This is a genomic window from Hahella sp. CCB-MM4, from assembly GCF_002260525.1.
Classification (GTDB): domain Bacteria; phylum Pseudomonadota; class Gammaproteobacteria; order Pseudomonadales; family Oleiphilaceae; genus Hahella.
Genome location: NZ_MRYI01000011.1, coordinates 78,205 through 96,201 on the forward strand (window position 1 = coordinate 78,205; position 17,997 = coordinate 96,201).

Genomic DNA, 17,997 nt, shown 5'->3' on the forward strand with positions numbered 1-17,997 from the left:
TCTGTCAATGGCGGACTCTGGAAAATTTCGAATTCGGATGATAGAAAGCAAGGCGAACGGTCCCATGAAATGGATTCTAAAATCACTGACACCATTCATTCTTTCGATACTCGTGTTTGGAACCTCCCAGGCAGCCGTATCCACTTCCCCTCCTGATCCTACAATCCCCAATGCCGTTGGATTTGAAGGCATCATTTACGATGATTCAGATGTACGGGCCTTGATGAAAGCCTACGGTGTCAATTTCACGATGCTTCGTTATCAGTGTGAACTTCCCGTTAAGCGGGCGATTTCCGATGCTTCAGCCTGCCGGGTCAGATGCTCAGATCAGGGGGTTAATATATTAGACGTCTTTGCCGTCGACCGGCTAAGCGTAGGACAGACCAAAAGTGGCAGACAACTGCTCATTCTCTCGCGGACGGAAAATCACGATGGCGTGAAAGAAAACGGCGGCGTTGCGTTGCTTAACGCTACCGCTTCCTGTTTTTTCCAGGGGCTGAAACTACAGCCTTAGAGTTCGGGGACGGCCAGCCGCTGACCGGTATTATAGGACTGTCCTGCCAGTTCAATTAACTGAATCACTCTTAACGCCTGTTCAGGCGGAACCGGATTGGCGGCTCCGTGTTTGATAGCATTGCCTAACGCTTGATAGTAGTGCTGATATCCCCCTACTTCCGTAGGCACGACCACACTGCTTCCGTCAGCATGAGTGATATGACCAAACGAAGCGGCCTGCTCCTGCGCCCAATCCGGATGGTCCGGCAAAACACCGTCTTTCAGCCTGTCCTCCTGCGGATCCAGTCCAGACTTTATAAAGGTTCCCAAACTGCCATGAATACAGAATCGAGGACCCGGCAGAGGTGTCAGCATACTGGCATGTAAGATCACCTGCCTGGAAGGGTATTCCAGCAGCAAGTGAATATAGTCATCCACCTCAGAGTTTTCCCTCATCGCCTTGACCGTTGCCGAGATCGTGGCGGGGACACCAAACAGGACGAGCGCCTGATCAATCAGATGAGACCCCAGGTCATAAAGAATTCCCGATCCCGGTAACGGCGTTTCTCTCCACCGCTCCCTGGGCTCAGGACGGAAACGATCAAAATGGCTTTCGTAATGGGAAATTGACCCGAGTTTATTTTCCGACAACATCTTTTTAATTGTCAGGAAATCTCCATCCCAGCGCCTGTTGTGGTAGACACTGAGAATCCTCTGCTTTTTTTCTGCCAGTTGAATCAGCTCTTGCCCCTCAGCCACCGAATTCACAAATGGCTTTTCCAGCACGACATGCTTTCCAGCTTCCAGTGCCGCTTTGGCGTAGGGAAAGTGCTCAGTATTGGGGGCTGTAATGACGACCAAATCCACATCCGCCACGAGCAACTGATCAAGACTCTGAACACAGATCGCTTCGGGCGCGATTTCTGCCACAACGTCTGTCTGCCGGCTCAGTACGGCACTCAATTGATATTCAGGAAGTACTTTATAGAAGGGAAAGTGGAAGGTTTTTCCGGATAGTCCAAGACCGATAAGCCCAACTTTAATTACCATAACCCCTCCGCATCTGACTTTGATTTTCCTCTGCCAGAAATCCTGTCACCGGCAATAGGGAGTTCAAGCATACATGATGAAGGAGTAAAGAAGGGAGAACCTAGTCTTTTTGCTAGGGGGCTGTCGCACTCATCAGATTGACGGCTGTCACTTCCGAAGTTTCATCCGGGACAGCCACAATGCCAGTCGACAGGAATTACAGAAGTTACCACAGTGCTGCTTACTCAATACCTTTAGCACGTCCGCAGTCCGGACAGATCAAAACATTCATATATTTTTTAGCATTGCTGGCAACCACAATAGTGGGACAGAGTGCACAACGAACTCTTGGGCTTTTCTCGTTAAATCTGGCTGGTGGCTCTTGCATGGCCAGTTTCTGTTTTTCACGACAGTCATGTAGCTGATCCTTCAGAGCCTCCCACAATGCGATATCCTCTTCCGGGTCAGAAGTATTGAATGACTCCATTCCCAGCTTGTAGTACCACCCGTGCTCAGTATCCATTGCATCCTGAACCCGTGCAATATAGGCACACCATTCTCCTTCGTTGGAAACTACTCCTTCTTTGAGAATCAAATAGCCATAGGTGATGGTCACCAGGTGGAACATCTCGGACTTTGAGTTTTGAGATCCGGCGAAACTGGATTTCAGAAATCCTTCAATCGCACCAATCATAAAGGCCAACAACCGACGGTTCATGCCGCCGTATGCAGGAATATTCATTTCGTCCCGAACCAATTCACAACGGTAGTGAATCAACGCGACCTCACTGTAGAGCAACTCCAGATAATGATACCTGCTGACATACTCCTTCAGGATTCTGTCTTTCCAATCAACTACCATTGCCTTAAGTCTCCCGGACATAGCTTCCTCACTTCCCCGGATTCGGGAATTAACTAACGGGTTAAACAATCATTGATATACAAATCTGATGTCACGTCATATCGTGACTTGTGTTGCCCTGCTGGTAAGACGGTTTCCCCAGGCAGACTTTATGGCTTGTCCGACATTCTGCATTCGAATTCTTTATGACATCCCAAGCAGGTGATGTTCCGAATTTCCAGAGGATTGGAACCGGTGATGGATCCCATCAGCGGCACCATTTCCATAAAACTCTGACTCTCGCAAAAAGGGCATACAAACATTTCACTCTGAGTGTTATCCATTTCTACTGCCTCCATGAATCACTACTCTACGAGTCCGAACTTTACCCAAAGCCAATCAATTGACGTGTGAGATATTTCCTACAAGGAATGTGAGACATTCAACCTCAGATGGCCTAATCCACAGGCTCTGAACTACGCGTTTGAGCTAAACGAAAGTTGTAGGGGAATAAACTACCTGCGAAATTTATTCCTTACAAAACAATAAATTAAAAGACAAAAAAGAAAGCAAGAGAGGATGCTAAATATGAAAATCCGCCAAACAGGACAAACTAACACTTACGAGATGGGTTTAGGGATATTGGCTAAAAAGCTGAAATTGAAGAGCCGACTTATGAATGTAACAGGCACCTTGATCAGGACATAAAGTGATCAACCAATTCAATCCAATGCCTCACCGGCACATCGGATTTAGACGCAAGATGGAGCTGACATCCGATATTTGCCGTCGCAATAACGTCCGGTGAATCGACGCTGAGTGCAGTGAGTTTATTGTCCAAAAGTTTTTGGCTCATTTCCGGCTGCAGGATTGAATAGGTTCCTGCCGATCCACAGCAGAGGTGTTTGTCCCTGGTTTTTGCCAGACTGACTCCGAGTCGGTTGAAAACATCCTCCAATGCCTGGGGAAGCTTTTGCCCGTGCTGAAGTGTACAAGGGCAATGAACCGCCACTTTCTCAACTGATTTCACCTTGAGCGCCGAGATATCTTCGTGCGCGAGGATTTCACTCAGATCATAGGTCATGGCCGATATCCGGCTGGCTTTATCCGCATATTCAGCATCGTCTTTCAGAATGTAGCCATAATCCTTCACCATCACACCACAACCTGAGGCCGTCATAACCAGAGCTTCCACTCCAGCTTCCACGTGAGGCCACCAGGCATCAATATTATGACGTACATGCTTTTTCGCTGTGCCAGAATCAGCAAGGTGATAGTTAACCGCTCCACAACACCCGGCGCCCGCTATCTCCTGCAACGTAATGCCCAGTCGATCCAGGACTCTGGCCGCAGCGGCATTGGTCTCAGGAGTCGCCGCGCCTTGCACACACCCCTTTAAAGCAATCATCCTGCGTGGATGTTTAGGTATCGGCCACACTGGACGATCCTGTTTAGGGGGGACCTTTTCCCTCATCGTATCAGGCAAAATCGGCCTGATCGTTTGGCCGATCTTAAGCAATAATGAGAAGAGAGGCTCATTCGGCAGTACTCGACGCAGCCCCCACCGCATAACCCTTTCATTTAGCGGCCGATCTATTTTTTGCTCTATGATTTCCCGACCGATATCCAATAAGTGCCCGTACTCCACACCAGAAGGACAGGTGGTCTCACAGCTTCGACAGGTCAGGCATCGATCAAGGTGGGTTAATGTCTTCTCACTTACCCGATCAGTTTCGAGTAACTGTTTGATCAGATATATCCGCCCTCTCGGGCCGTCACGTTCATCGTTCAATTCCTGATACGTCGGACAGGTCGCTGTACAAAATCCACAATGAACACACGATCTTAATATCGATTCAGCTTCGCGCCCCTGAGGGGTGTTTTTGTACTTGTCGTGAATATCAGTTTTCATTCAATGCCGTCTTTTATTCTGTCCAGAGCTGTTTTTATTTAGAGCCAACTATTATTTAGAGCCTGCTGTTATTTAGAGCCAACTACTATTTAAAGCCAACTATATAGCCGTCCGGGATTGAAAATGCCGTAGGGATCCATTGCCCTTTTTATCTGCTGATGAAGCTGTTTCATTGGTGTCGGCAATGGTGCAAAAACTTCGGCTTCACGATCACCATTGCGATACAGGCTCACCTGTCCCTCCATTGGAATAGCCTGTTGCACCATGTTTGGTAGAGATGCCTCCCTTCTAACCCAGCGTATAGCGCCCCCCCAATCCACCATAGCATCATCGCCTGTTGCTGCCAGGGAGGACTTGACAGAAAAACGCCACAAGGGGCGACTATCATGAAAGAAACGATGGGTCTGTTCCCTGATCGATTCCCAGAATAAAGTGGCTTCTTTCTCGTCCATTAACTCACCTCCCCACTGCCTGCTGGTGCCGTCGACAGCTCTCTGAGCACCGGACAAGCGAATGGACAGTACGCCATCAACCCACACTGCAGCCGATATGGGTTTGGGTTGCTTTTGCCATTGCGTTAATTTTTGAATCGCATCAGCTTGCGAAAGCTCAAAGGTAAGCGTTTTCTCAGTAGCCGGTTTCGGTAATACTTTAAAACTGACTTCAGTGATCACGCCAAGGGATCCCATCGCACCAGCCTGAAATCGCGACAAATCGTAACCGGCGACATTTTTCATGACGACGCCACCAAATCTCAAATGCTGACCCTCGCCATTAATCAGCCTAATACCCAATACCGAATCTCGGACAGCACCACGCCAGGGCCTGGAAGGACCAGAACTATTGGTTGCCAGGGTTCCCCCCAGGGTAGCTTGGCCGTTATATAACGGTGGCTCGAAGGCCAGCATCTGATGGTGCTGGTCCAAGAGATCAATCAGGTCCACCAGCGGCGTACCTGCACGAGCAGTCATCACCAGTTCAGAGGGAGAATAGTCCACAATACCGCAGTGTTCCCGCATATGTAGGGGCTGGCCTTCAGATACTCTGCCTAGAAATTCTTTACTGCCGCCACCCACAATGTTCAGGGGTTGCAGAGTAGATTTCGCAGCTGAAACCTGATCCACTAACTCTGAAGAAATATCTTTGTTCATTGCTTCCGAATACCCGGCGTCATTATTTGTCTCTGGCCGTTCTGGTTGTTCTGCCCTTCTATCGACACTTAGTATGATGCCGACATATCACTTCGCCGCTTCAATTGATCGATATTCCTGACATCGCTTTAACACAGGAATCCCCTTACCGGGATTCAATATTCCCTTGGGATCAAATGCTTCTTTTATGCGATGGAACTGGGACAGCTCTTCGTCATTAAACTGAGCATGCATTTGCCTGAGCTTTTCTACACCCACCCCATGCTCTCCCGTAATACAGCCACCGACCTCAACACACAGCTCCAGAATTTTGCCTCCGAACTCTTCTGTTTTTTCCAGCTCGCCAGGAACATTGGCGTCAAACAGAATCAGGGGGTGAAGGTTCCCATCCCCGGCATGGAATACGTTCGCCACCCGCAACCCGTATTGCTCAGACATTTCATTCATACGCTTTAATACATTGGAGAGCTGGCTGCGGGGAATCGTACCATCCATGCAATAGTAGTCAGGTGAAATACGCCCTACAGCAGGAAACGCGGACTTGCGCCCCTTCCATAAAAGCATCCGCTCTTCTTCATTATTGGATGTGCGAACGGCAATCGCCCCGAGTTGCCGAAACAAATTTTCAACCCGGAGTATATGTTCCTGAACTTCTTCAAGCGTACCGTCAATCTCACATAATAGTAGTGCTTCAGCATCGATAGGATAGCCGGCATGACAGTATTCCTCAGCGGCCCGAATAGCGTGACTGTCCATCATCTCAAGCCCCCCGGGAATTATTCCGGCGCCGATAATATCTGCCACGGCATTTGCTGCTTTTTCCACGTCATCAAATGCGGCCATAACCACCTGGGCCACCTCTGGCCTGGGCAATAACTTCACGGTGATTTCAGTCACAATACCCAGCATTCCCTCTGATCCAATGAGCAAAGCCAACAGGTCAAAACCAGCGCCGTCCAATCCTTGGTGCCCAATGGTTACGAGGTCGCCTTCTGCCGTTAACATGTCAAATGCCAGAACATTGTGAACCGTCAGCCCATATTTAAGACAGTGCACACCACCGGAGTTTTCCGCCACATTGCCACCAATCGTACAGGCAATCTGGGAAGACGGATCCGGTGCATAATAAAGACCGAATTCTCCAACCGCTTCACTGATAGCAAGATTACGCACACCGGGCTGTACTCGTGCCGTCCGGGCATCTTCATCAATATCAATAATGCGGTTAAAGCGGGCAAGTGAAACAACCACTCCCTGTGCATGTGGCATAGCGCCAGCACACAACCCTGTACCCGCCCCTCTGGCTACCAGTGGTATCGCATGTTGGTGACACAGCCTTACGACTGCCTGCAGTTGCTGAACCGTCTCAGGGATCACCACGACAAGCGGCATTTCACAATAGACGGACAACCCATCACATTCATATGGGCGGAGCGTTTCCTCATCTTCAATAATACAATTTGTGGGGAGCACTCTACCCAGCTCGACCAGTATCTGCGGCTTGGTAAGAGTGATATCGGAAGCGTCCTTCATGCAGGGCTCCGTTACCTGTTCATTATTTAATTATCTATGTGATAACAATAATGGCCTGCGGGAAGCAATGGTGACAAGTTTAAAAGATGGTGTTTTAAAAATGATGATGATTTAAAGATGCTGTACTTACTCCCGAAGCCAGAGGTTCAGCTCAGAACCTTCGACTCCGAGAAATCAACGATAGGCTCTATGATGCGATCATCTCTGGAGCGAGCCGTTGTGAAACAATCATCTGTAGAACGATCAATAATCCTGCTGCCCGGCAATGGCCCGAGTCAATGACAGGATACGATTGGCTTCATCCACGTGAAGTTTCTCTACCAGTTTCCCATTCACAACACATACTCCCTTACCTTCGTCCAACGCTTCCTGCCAGGCTCGAACGATCAGTCTTGCCTGCTCCACTTCAACCGGTGATGGCGAGAATACTTCATTCACAATATCGATCTGATTGGGATGAATGACCGTCTTGCCGTCAAATCCCATATTTCTGCCCTGCATGGCGACAGCTTTTAAACCCGGCAGGTCTTTTAAGTCCACATGGACACCGTCAAGAATAGACAAGCCATGAGCACGGGCGGCCAATAAACATAAATGCAATGACACCAAAATAGGACCACGGTCCTGAGTCGATCTGGCATGAAGGTCTTTGATCAAGTCCGAAGTTCCCATTACCAGACAATCCAGGCGGGGGCTCGAAGTGGCAATTGACTGAACATTCAATACTCCCAGAGGGGTTTCAATCATCGCCCATAAAGCAATGCGGCGTTTGGGATCCGCCTGATCCATCATGGCCCCCACCTCTTTCACCGTATCCGCGGACTCCACTTTCGGTAACAGGATGGCATCAACCTTTGATGACAACGCCGCGGCCAGATCTGCCTTTCCCCATACGCTATCGATGGTATTAATGCGAATCACTTTTTCCCGGTGAGAATAGTCGAAGCTATCGAGAGCATTGCTGACCTTTTCCCTTGCGACCACCTTCTGCTCAGGAGCAACAGCATCCTCCAGATCAAAAATCAGACTATCTACTTTTAGGTTTTGTGCTTTCTCCAAAGAACGGGAATTGGCACCCGACATATACAGTACAGAGCGACGTGGTCGAATGGACATATTTCACCTCAAATATCCCTGAAATTTTTCCAAGTCTTCATTTTGCACTATATATATAAGAGCCAAGCATTAGATATTAGGATGACCTGATCGCTCACACTGTTTCGAACAAATGACAAACAACTTGAGCAAGATATAAACAAGCATAATTCATACACAAAGATGACAGACCAACATCATCGAAAAACGAAAGTGCACTCCTATGAGTCCTGATCGCAAAAAATTGCGCCAACTTAAAGCACGAATTTTTTATCACCTTTGCCAAGTAAGCTTTTTTATTTCTTTATTTTCAATAAGTTATAAGCACACATTATGTGACAGAATCGCAACTTTGCGCCTCATAAGTAATTACCGAAACAGCGATTTCTTTTATCCAAACAGTTCTCGTTTTCTAAAAAACACTGTGCTAACTTAAATCGGGTCATAAAAACGAACGATAAACAACCAACCGAGGGTATACAATGAAGAAACAACTCGTTTCCGCTGTTGCGGCGCTGGGTCTCGTAGCGGTTTCAACCGCTTCTTTGGCAGCTACTTTGGACGACGTAAAGAAAAAAGGCTTCGTACAATGCGGCGTCAGCACAGGCCTCCCCGGCTTCTCCAACCCTGACGACAAAGGTAACTGGACAGGATTGGACGTTGATGTTTGCCGCGCGGTTGCAGCTGCTACCTTGGGCGACGCAAGCAAAGTTAAATACATCCCTCTGAACGCCAAGGAGCGTTTTACCGCTCTGCAATCCGGCGAAGTTGACATGCTTTCACGTAACACCACCTGGACTCTTACCCGTGACGGTTCACTGGGTCTGAACTTCGCTGGTGTTAACTATTATGACGGTCAAGGCTTCATGGTCAGCAAAGAGCTGGGCGTGAAAAGCGCTAAAGAACTCGACGGTGCTGCGGTATGTATTCAGGCCGGTACCACCACTGAGTTGAACCTGGCTGACTATTTCCGTGAGCTGGGCATGAAATACCAGCCAGTCGTATTTGATACCTCTGACCAAACTGTACAAGGTTTCGAAGCAGGTCGTTGTGACGTTCTGACTTCTGACCAGTCTCAGCTGTATGCTCTGCGCATCAAGCTGTCCAAGCCAGATTCAGCCATGGTTCTGCCAGAAGTTATCTCTAAAGAGCCTCTGGGTCCTGTTGTTCGTCAAGGCGACGATCAGTGGTTCAACATCGTTAAGTGGTCCATGTTCGCACTGGTTACCGCTGAAGAGCTGGGTGTAACCACTTCTAATGTTGACCAGATGAAGTCAAGCACTAACCCTAACGTTCAGCGTCTGCTCGGTACTGAAGCAGGACAAGGCAAAAACCTTGGTCTGGACGATACCTGGGCGTACAACATCGTTAAGCAGGTAGGTAACTACGGCGAAATGTTCGAGCGTAATGTTGGTTCCGGTTCTGCTCTGGGAATCTCTCGTGGTCTGAACGCATTGTGGACTAAAGGTGGTCTGCAGTACGCTCCCCCTATCCGCTAATAAAGCGACCTGATATTCGGGCGCACATCCTGTGCGCCCTTAACCTGTTCAAAAACTCAATTATACAACTCCTTTGACATCACCCGGGGAGATCACTGAGTGGCAAATCAACTCAACGAACAGGGAAAAGCGAAAACCAGTTTTTGGAACGATCCTGCAGTACGTTCGGTTATATTCCAGATACTTGCTGTAGGGGCGGTCGTCGCTTTCTTCCTGTATATTATTAACAATGCGCTGACGAATATGGAGGCGCGGGGTATCACAACCGGTTTTGCGTTTTTAAACGACACTGCCGGCTTTGGTATCATTCAGACCCTGGTCCCGTTTGACGAGACCTACACCTATGGCCGGACCTTTATTGTCGGCTTATTGAATACCGTCCTGGTTTCATTCCTGGGCATTATTCTGGCAACCGTCCTTGGATTTATTATTGGTATTGCAAGGCTGTCAAAGAACTGGCTGATCGCCAAACTGGCAACTGTGTATATTGAGATATTCCGTAATATTCCTCTGCTGCTGCAAATTTTCTTCTGGTACTTTGCGGTACTTCGCGCATTGCCAAGTCCGCGCGAGAGTATGAATCTCGGCGACTCCATATTCTTCAATGTTCGTGGCCTGTACATGCCTGAACCTATTGCAGAAGATGGTTTCGGCGTAGTCTGGATTGCCATTTTTGCGGCGATTGCCATCATTATCGGGATGGTGAAATACGAGAAGAAGCGTCAACTCACGACGGGTAAAACCTTCCCTCTCTTCTTCCCTTCTCTCGGCATTCTCTTGGGATTACCGCTGATCGTCTTTTTCATCTCAGGCTCTCCTATGCACCTGGAGTATCCTGAATTGAAAGGCTTTAATTTCCAAAACGGAATGACGATTATTCCTGAGCTGATGGCCCTGCTTCTGGCCCTGACCATCTACACTGCTGCATTTATTGCCGAAGTTGTACGTTCAGGTATTGAAGCGGTTCCACACGGCCAGAGTGAAGCAGCAAATGCTCTTGGACTGACTAACGGGCAACGGTTGCGACTGATCATCATTCCGCAAGCCATGCGCGTAATCATTCCACCTCTGACGAATCAGTATCTCAACCTGACCAAGAACTCTTCTCTGGCCACGGCAATCGGCTATCCGGACCTGGTGTCTGTTTTCGCCGGAACGACGCTGAACCAAACAGGTCAGGCAGTGGAAATTATCTTCATGACGATGGGGGTCTATCTCACCTTGAGCCTGACAACATCGGCATTGATGAACTGGTACAACAAGCGTATTGCACTGATTGAGAGGTAGTCTGAGATGAGTGAATTCAAACCATTACCGGATCAGCCACCTCCCCCGAATACCATTGGTGCGGTTGGCTGGATGCGTGCCCACCTGTTTACAGGCCCTATCAACTCGGTACTGACAGTCGCTGCTGCCTTTTTGATTTTGTTCGGGATCAGCTGGTTTATAAATTGGGGCCTGTTCGATGCGGACTTTGTCGGCTCTACCAGGGATGACTGCAGTGGTGAAGGCGCTTGCTGGGTCTTTATCATTGCTCGTCTGAGCCAGTTTATTTATGGGTTCTTTCCTGAAGAGCAAATCTGGCGCATCAATGTGATGTTCTTCATTTTCGCCGCATGCATCATTGCATTGATGATCGAAAAGACGCCGAAGAAAGGCTGGATTTCCCTGTTCACTCTGGTTGGCTTCCCGATTATCAGCTTCTATCTTCTGAACGGCGGTATTTTCGGCCTTGAAGAGGTGGAAACCCACAAATGGGGCGGCCTCACATTGACGCTGGTTATCGCGATTGTCGGCATCGTGGCATCACTGCCCATCGGCATATTATTGGCTCTCGGGCGTCGCTCGGACATGCCGGTCATTCGAAGTATCAGTATTGTGTACATCGAATTCTGGCGTGGTGTTCCTCTAATCACCGTATTGTTCATGGCTTCAGTAATGCTGCCGTTGTTCATGAGCGCTGGTGCAGAGACCGATAAGCTGATGCGTGCCATGATCGGGGTTATCATGTTCCAGAGTGCTTATATGGCGGAAGTGGTTCGTGGTGGTCTGCAGGCGATTCCAAAAGGCCAGACTGAAGCTGCACAAGCTTTGGGCTTGAGCTACTGGAAAACCATGTTCCTGATCATTCTGCCCCAGGCTCTTAAACTGATGATTCCGGGCATCGTGAATACCTTTATCGCGCTGTTCAAAGATACCAGTCTGGTGTTGATCATCGGTCTGTTCGACCTGCTGGCCATTGTACAGTCGGCGCTTAACGACCCTAACTGGCTGGGCTTCTCAGTCGAAGGTTACATATTCGTCGCGTTTATGTTCTGGATTTTCTGTTTCGGTATGTCCCGCTACAGCCAGGCCCTGGAACGCAAACTGAACACTAGCCATCGTTAAGCTACTGGCTACATATTTAAAGCGGAGTTTTTATGAGTACTCAAAGCAACGCAACTGAATCCCGCAGCAAGATGATTCAGCTTAAAAATGTGAACAAATGGTACGGCACCTTCCACGTGTTGAAAGACATCAACCTGGACGTGTACAAGGGCGAACGTATTGTTGTCTGTGGCCCTTCAGGTTCAGGCAAATCCACCATGATTCGCTGCATCAACCGCCTGGAAGAACACCAGGCCGGGGACATCATCGTGAAGGACATCCCCCTTACCAACGACCTGAAGAACATTGATAGTGTTCGCCGGGAAGTCGGTATGGTATTCCAGCACTTCAACCTGTTCCCTCACCTGACGGTATTGCAGAATTGTACCCTCGCTCCAATCTGGGTACGCAAAATGCCTCAGAAGCAGGCGGAAGAAGTCGCCATGAGCTTTCTGGAAAGGGTTAAGATTCCCCATCAGGCCCACAAGTATCCAGGACAGCTTTCAGGTGGTCAGCAACAGCGTGTGGCCATTGCTCGCAGTCTGTGTATGAATCCGGAAGTCATGTTGTTCGATGAACCTACGTCTGCACTTGACCCGGAAATGATCAAAGAAGTACTGGATACCATGGTCCAGCTGGCTGAATCCGGCATGACGATGATTTGCGTAACCCACGAAATGGGCTTTGCAAAAACAGTCGCAGACCGGGTCATATTCATGGATGCCGGACAGATTGTGGAAGAAAACGAACCTGAAGAATTCTTCCATAATCCGCAGAACGAACGGACCCAGTTGTTCCTCAGCCAGATATTGCAACACTGATCCGGGCACGTTAAGGCCTGAAGTATGGCTCACAGTGACGTGACAATCAGAACAGCGGCGCCCGATGACGGCGCCGCTTTACTATTGCTGGTCGGCGAACTCGGCTATCCCATGGAAGCCGGCATTCTGCAAACTAACCTTGAAAACCTGATCCACGACCCGGAATGCGCCCTTCTGGTGGCAGAAATTGCCAATGAGGTATGCGGCGTAGCCATGGCTTACACTTCCAAATCCCTGACCAATGGCAGATGTGCGGTTATAGGAAATCTGGTGGTTTCCGAAAATAAGAGAGGCTTCGGAATCGGAAGCCGGCTTGTCACCGAACTCAAGAATTGGACGAAACAACGAGGGCTTACTACTATTCGAGTAGGCTCGCAAACTTACAGGGAAGCCGCCCATAAATTTTACGAGAACCTGGGTTTCACCAAGATTAAAACCCAACATTGGTTTCAATACACCTTGGGTGATTGAAAACTATTTTTTCTGACCAAAGGCCGCTTCATTTGCCTTGCTATTGAATCCACCCGGCATTTGGAGTTAAAAAGAGATGTCAGAGACTTCGGTTGCAGGCGCGTATGAGCAAACATCGCTTTTATCAGGTTGATGCATTCACCAGTGAAGTTTTCTCCGGTAATCCAGCGGGCGTTTGCCAGTTGGATGATTGGCTGCCGGATCGAACACTCATCAACATTGCCGCCGAGAACTGCCTTTCCGAGACGGCATTCTATGTCCCCCGCACTAACGGCTTTGATCTGAGATGGTTTACCCCAGAGGCAGAAGTCGACCTTTGCGGTCATGCAACACTCGCCACTGCCTACATTCTTTATACAATAGAGGGATTCAAGGGTCAGCGGCTCCAATTTCATACCCGCAGCGGAATACTTGAGGTGACGCCCCATAAGAGCGGATATTCCATGTTGCTGCCCAGCCGTAAAGGTGAAAAAACTGAAGCCACGGAGGCACTTCTGGAAGCGTTGGGAGGCGTCAGCCCTGTCGAAGTACTCAAAGCCCGCGACTACATCGTGGTATTGGAAAACGAAGACCAGATCAAAGCTCTGAAACCTGATTTCCGGCTTCTAAGACTGTTGAATGCTTTCGGCGTCTGTGTAACGGCACCGGGCAGAAAAGTAGATTTTGTCTCCCGGTTTTTTGCTCCCAGTGTTGGCATCAATGAAGACTCGGTCACCGGCTCTGCCTACTGTTCCCTGACGCCTTACTGGTCCGACCGTCTGGGTAAAGTCGAGCTTTTGTCACAGCAGCTTTCGCCTCGCGGCGGCCAAGTGGAAAGCCATTACCGTGGGCCCAATATTATGCTGGTGGGTAACGCCAAACTTTATCTGGAAGGCATCATCCACGTGCCGGGTGAAAGCTAATTTTGCCCGATAGGGACCTGGCATTGCCCTTTTTGCCCGATAGAGACTTGGCCTTGCCCTACATTGGGATCTAGCATGCCCGATAGAAATCTGACAGCAACAAGTCGGTTGCGAATCTTCTCCTCTACCCCCGGTGCAGTATCCACCAGAGCGTTAATAACTGTGTTGCCATCAACGTCAAGGCGGTAATTTTCCAGAATACCAGCGGATTTCTCTCGACCAGTGGCAATGCATGCTCCGGCATCAGCCGAGAGTTCGGCCGCTTCATATCATGGAGCCATTCCGAGAAGCTCTCATATCGCCGCCTTGGATCCAACTGAAGGGCCTTTTTCAACGCACCATCCATCCAGACCGGTACCAAAGGGTTATAGTGATAGGCAGGAGTGTACTTGAGTCGTGCAAATGCCGTCGGTGAAGCCGCCTTTTCATAAGCCTCACCATAAGGAAGCTCTCCTGTCAGCATCTCGTAGGCCACCACGGCAACAGAGAACTGTTCGGACAACACAGACCCTCGTTTGCCTAAGGCATATTCGGGAGCACTGTAACAGGCTGTTCCCAACGCATGTTCACGCTCCAGGGGGGCGTTGATTTCCTGAATCCCCGGAATCCAGCAGGAGCCGAAGTCGATTAAGGTCACCCGGTCGTCATTGGTAATCAGGAGATTGTCCGGCTTAATGTCCTGGTGCAGAGTTTCCTTGCGGTGAAGCGCCCGCACCCCTTTAACGATCTGTTCCACAATCTGGATAACACGATTGATATCAGGCCGGGTGTTGTCACGAATCCATCGGGACAATGGAACTCCGGGGATATATTCAGTCAGATAATACATGGCCGAACGCCCGACACTGGGGTTGACCAGTTTAACCACATGGGGATTGTTCACCCGGGCGGCGATCCACTCCTCGTGACGGAAACGCTCAATATAGGCTGGATCGTCCTCGAAGTTGACTGAGGGGGTCTTCATCACCGAGCGTTCACCGCTCTCCACGTCCTCAACCAGATAGGCTTGGCTGCGATGACTCTCGTGAATGATACGCTTAACTTCATAGCCATCCAGCCTCTGCCCGACACTCAAGGGAGGAGGAAACGGCAGGAGCCCCAATTCATTGCAATAGTCTCTGGCACTCTGCAACCCAAGGCTGTCCACACGCACAATCTGACAACTCAGATTATCATCGCTACCGTTTTTCATGGCTCCATTGACCATCCAACGGGTCAGCCCTTCAAATTTTCCCGGCAATTTGGCCAGTGAGGAGGTCAGTTCCTGCTCAGATACAAAGTCATGAACACCATCGGTCGACAGGAAAAAAACATCCCCCTCTTCCAGATCAATGCTGCGATAGTCAATTTCCAGGTGAGCGGAAAAACCCATAGCCTGTGCCAGATAGCTTTGTTCAGCATTGATCTTATGGGTGTGATCAGTGGTCAATTGATCCAGCACACCGTCGCGCATCAGATAGATGCGGCTGTCGCCCACATGAAATATATGGGCTTTAGTGGACTTCAGAACCAATATGGATAATGTGCATACGTAGCCACGGCTCTCGTCCAATGCCCGCAGCCCCTGCCCGTATAACCATCGATTAAGCGCAACCAGCACCTTTTGGGCAGATTGTTTTACGGACCAGGAGTCGGGAGTGGAATAGTAATCGTTGAGGAAATTAATGACACAGGTTTCTGCCGCTTCCTTGCCGTTTTCAGCAGCGCTGACCCCGTCCGCAATTAGTGCCACGGCTCCCTTCAGGCTAAGCATCTCCGCATCAGGGACACGGATACCGATACAGTCTTCATTACGGGACTTTACTCCCTGGGTAGAGTACTGATCGACAGAAAGAGATAATACATTTCCTAGGACCATGACCTGTTCTTGCTTCCTGTATCGCTGGATAATCTGGATCTGATTGAATGAGCCATTGCAACGATGCTAGTTTGCTGACGCACATGCATCCCGACTCCTACTACATGGTGGCCGAAGGTCACTATGATGAAAAGCTTTGTGTTCCATGGACTGAGTTGAATGCAGCACTTCCATGTGCAGATTCATCAGCCGGGTACTGATCAGCTAACCTCAATTAACTGAACACTGCCATCCTCGGCCACTTCCACCATATGTCCCTGCGGCTCTTCAAGAAATTGTACCGCGATGAAACACAGACCTGCCGCACCGGCAATGGTCATGAAGAAGGTTGAGGCATCAACAAAGGAAAATACCGTCAGAAAGGTTACAGCTCCAACGTTCCCGTAGGCTCCTGCCATGCCAGCAATTTGCCCGGTCATACGACGCTGGATCAGGGGAACCATCGCAAATACTGCCCCTTCACCGGCCTGAACAAAGAAAGAACACCCCATGACAGCCAATACCGCACCAAGAAGTGCCCAGGAACTGTCAATCTGACTCAACACAAGGTATCCCAGCGCAAGCCCGCAGATCAGTATGGAGAGTGTTTTACGGCGGCCAAAGCGATCAGAAATCAGCCCTCCACCAGGACGAGCCACCAGATTCATCAAAGCAAATGCCCCGCCAAGAAGACCAGCTTTCACCGGAGTAAGATCAAAGGTCTCCATAAAGAAGGCAGGCAACATGGACACTACCGCCAGCTCAGACCCAAAGGTCACAAAGTAAGCCCAATCCAGAATCGCCACCTGCTTGAATTTATAGCGTTGCATCTCCGGCACCCCTTCCTTCAGATGGTCCTTATTGACCTTGTAGATCTGACTAAACTGCACCACAAAGAGCAACACCAAACCAATCCATAACAACAGAGCGGTAGTCGCAGACAGCAGGCCGACACCTGATGGAGACAACTTCCAGGTTAGCACGGCCAATGCCAGATACATTGGCAGGTTCATGGCGATATAAAACCAGAAATCTTTCCAGGAGCTGACCTCCAGACCGCCACTCTTCTTCGGTTTGAAATAGGTTGATCCCTTGGGGGTATTGCGCACCTTACGGTAAAAGATAATCCCATAAACAAAAGCCACTACGCCGGTTGTCGCAATAGCATAGCGCCAGCCTTCTTCTCCTCCATAGATATAGGCAGCCACTGCCGGGAGAGTCCAGGCGGCAGCCGAGGAGCCGAAATTACCCCAACCGCCATACACGCCTTCGGCTACACCGACAGTTTTGGCCGGGAACCATTCCCCCACTAGGCGAATGCCGATAACAAAGCCGGCTCCGATAAATCCGCAAAGGAAGCGGAAAAGCGCCAGTTGCTCGAAACTGGTGGCGAACGCAAAGCCCCAACATAGAAATGAGGAAGCCAATAACAGCAAGCTGTATACGGCCCTGGGACCGAATTTATCCACCAGCATACCAATGACGATTCGGGCAGGAATGGTCAGAGCCACGTTCAGGATAAGCAGCGCTTTCCACTGCTCATTCGTCATATTAAAGGCTTCCATAATGAAAGGTTTCATCGGGGCATGGGAAAACCACATGACGAAAGTAAGAAAGAATGCGAACCAGGTGTAGTGCAGGGTACGAATCCTGGCCTGGCCAAAATCGAGAACATTTAGTTTTTCTGATGACATTTAAAGCCTCATCTGCTCATTGGTTATGCAGATGCGTAGTACAAAAGGCATGCCAACCCCATGAAATTCGTTAGCAACAGATTACAAATAAAGACATTTTATTTATAAATTCAAATGTTTACGCATACATCCATAATCTCACAGTCACACAATGCACCATTTAGGTGCACTCCCTTTTTCGTCGTACGCACCATTTTGATCATGATTTTGGTGCAACCGAACAAATTGTCGCACTCGAATGGTTCATAAATTGAAATTTTCATCTCTCCAATATCCGTAAATCGCGCACCATGACAGCGCAAAAATATATTTTTTCTTTTTATATCATCGTGTTACAGAAGACTAAAATG

16 protein-coding genes are annotated in these 17,997 nt (G+C 49.2%); 8 read left to right on the forward strand and 8 right to left on the reverse strand.

What is annotated here, in order from left to right; genetic code table 11:
- Positions 1-64: 64 nt before the first annotated feature.
- Positions 65-514, forward strand: coding sequence for a hypothetical protein (locus BTA51_RS18095; RefSeq protein WP_141215631.1), 450 nt, complete (start codon positions 65-67; stop codon positions 512-514).
- On the opposite strand, the gene BTA51_RS18100 is transcribed toward BTA51_RS18095, so the two are convergent.
- From BTA51_RS18100 to BTA51_RS18125, 6 genes are all read right to left on the reverse strand, one after another.
- Positions 511-1,545: an oxidoreductase gene (locus tag BTA51_RS18100; RefSeq protein WP_094709798.1), complete on the reverse strand. Its 1,035-nt coding sequence runs from the start codon at positions 1,543-1,545 to the stop codon at positions 511-513. The genes BTA51_RS18095 and BTA51_RS18100 overlap by 4 nt on opposite strands.
- Before the next feature lie 220 nt (positions 1,546-1,765).
- Positions 1,766-2,386: a hypothetical protein gene (locus BTA51_RS18105; RefSeq protein WP_094709800.1), complete on the reverse strand. Its 621-nt coding sequence runs from the start codon at positions 2,384-2,386 to the stop codon at positions 1,766-1,768.
- A 676-nt stretch (positions 2,387-3,062) separates the two neighbouring features.
- Positions 3,063-4,277 (reverse strand): glycolate oxidase subunit GlcF, encoded by a 1,215-nt coding sequence (gene glcF, locus BTA51_RS18110; RefSeq protein ID WP_094709802.1) that lies wholly within the window; start codon positions 4,275-4,277, stop codon positions 3,063-3,065.
- Positions 4,278-4,366: 89 nt separating this feature from the next.
- Entirely contained in the window at positions 4,367-5,428 is a 1,062-nt protein-coding gene (gene glcE / locus BTA51_RS18115; protein WP_094709804.1) for a glycolate oxidase subunit GlcE, read from the reverse strand.
- Positions 5,429-5,515: 87 nt separating this feature from the next.
- Positions 5,516-6,961 (reverse strand): FAD-linked oxidase C-terminal domain-containing protein, encoded by a 1,446-nt coding sequence (locus tag BTA51_RS18120; RefSeq protein ID WP_094709806.1) that lies wholly within the window; start codon positions 6,959-6,961, stop codon positions 5,516-5,518.
- A 243-nt stretch (positions 6,962-7,204) separates the two neighbouring features.
- A complete protein-coding gene (locus BTA51_RS18125) occupies positions 7,205-8,077 on the reverse strand; it encodes a CoA ester lyase (protein WP_094709808.1) in 873 nt (290 codons plus the stop codon).
- A gap of 461 nt (positions 8,078-8,538) precedes the next feature.
- Between BTA51_RS18125 and BTA51_RS18130 the strand changes: the two genes are divergently transcribed.
- From BTA51_RS18130 to BTA51_RS18155, 6 genes are all read left to right on the forward strand, one after another.
- The gene (locus BTA51_RS18130; protein ID WP_094709810.1) at positions 8,539-9,555 is read left to right on the forward strand and encodes an amino acid ABC transporter substrate-binding protein; all 1,017 of its coding nucleotides are present in this window, start codon (positions 8,539-8,541) and stop codon (positions 9,553-9,555) included.
- A 99-nt stretch (positions 9,556-9,654) separates the two neighbouring features.
- The gene (locus BTA51_RS18135; RefSeq protein WP_094709812.1) at positions 9,655-10,842 is read left to right on the forward strand and encodes an amino acid ABC transporter permease; all 1,188 of its coding nucleotides are present in this window, start codon (positions 9,655-9,657) and stop codon (positions 10,840-10,842) included.
- A gap of 6 nt (positions 10,843-10,848) precedes the next feature.
- Positions 10,849-11,943 carry an amino acid ABC transporter permease gene (locus tag BTA51_RS18140; RefSeq protein WP_094709814.1) on the forward strand — a complete coding sequence of 365 codons (1,095 nt, stop codon included), beginning with the start codon at positions 10,849-10,851 and terminating at the stop codon, positions 11,941-11,943.
- A 32-nt stretch (positions 11,944-11,975) separates the two neighbouring features.
- Entirely contained in the window at positions 11,976-12,743 is a 768-nt protein-coding gene (locus BTA51_RS18145; RefSeq protein ID WP_094709816.1) for an amino acid ABC transporter ATP-binding protein, read from the forward strand.
- Positions 12,744-12,767: 24 nt separating this feature from the next.
- Entirely contained in the window at positions 12,768-13,214 is a 447-nt protein-coding gene (locus tag BTA51_RS18150; RefSeq protein ID WP_094709818.1) for a GNAT family N-acetyltransferase, read from the forward strand.
- 104 nt (positions 13,215-13,318) lie between these two features.
- Entirely contained in the window at positions 13,319-14,116 is a 798-nt protein-coding gene (locus BTA51_RS18155; RefSeq protein ID WP_094709820.1) for a PhzF family phenazine biosynthesis protein, read from the forward strand.
- Positions 14,117-14,240: 124 nt separating this feature from the next.
- On the opposite strand, the gene BTA51_RS18160 is transcribed toward BTA51_RS18155, so the two are convergent.
- Positions 14,241-15,974 (reverse strand): bifunctional protein-serine/threonine kinase/phosphatase, encoded by a 1,734-nt coding sequence (locus BTA51_RS18160; RefSeq protein ID WP_094709822.1) that lies wholly within the window; start codon positions 15,972-15,974, stop codon positions 14,241-14,243.
- 47 nt (positions 15,975-16,021) lie between these two features.
- On the opposite strand from BTA51_RS18160, the gene BTA51_RS30230 reads away from it, so the two are divergent.
- On the forward strand, positions 16,022-16,174 hold the full coding sequence (locus BTA51_RS30230; RefSeq protein ID WP_168188212.1) for a hypothetical protein: 153 nt from the start codon (positions 16,022-16,024) through the stop codon (positions 16,172-16,174).
- Here BTA51_RS30230 and BTA51_RS18165 read toward each other — a convergent pair whose 3' ends face one another.
- A complete protein-coding gene (locus BTA51_RS18165; RefSeq protein ID WP_094709824.1) occupies positions 16,175-17,647 on the reverse strand; it encodes a NarK family nitrate/nitrite MFS transporter in 1,473 nt (490 codons plus the stop codon). It abuts the gene before it with no gap.
- Positions 17,648-17,997: the final 350 nt, after the last annotated feature.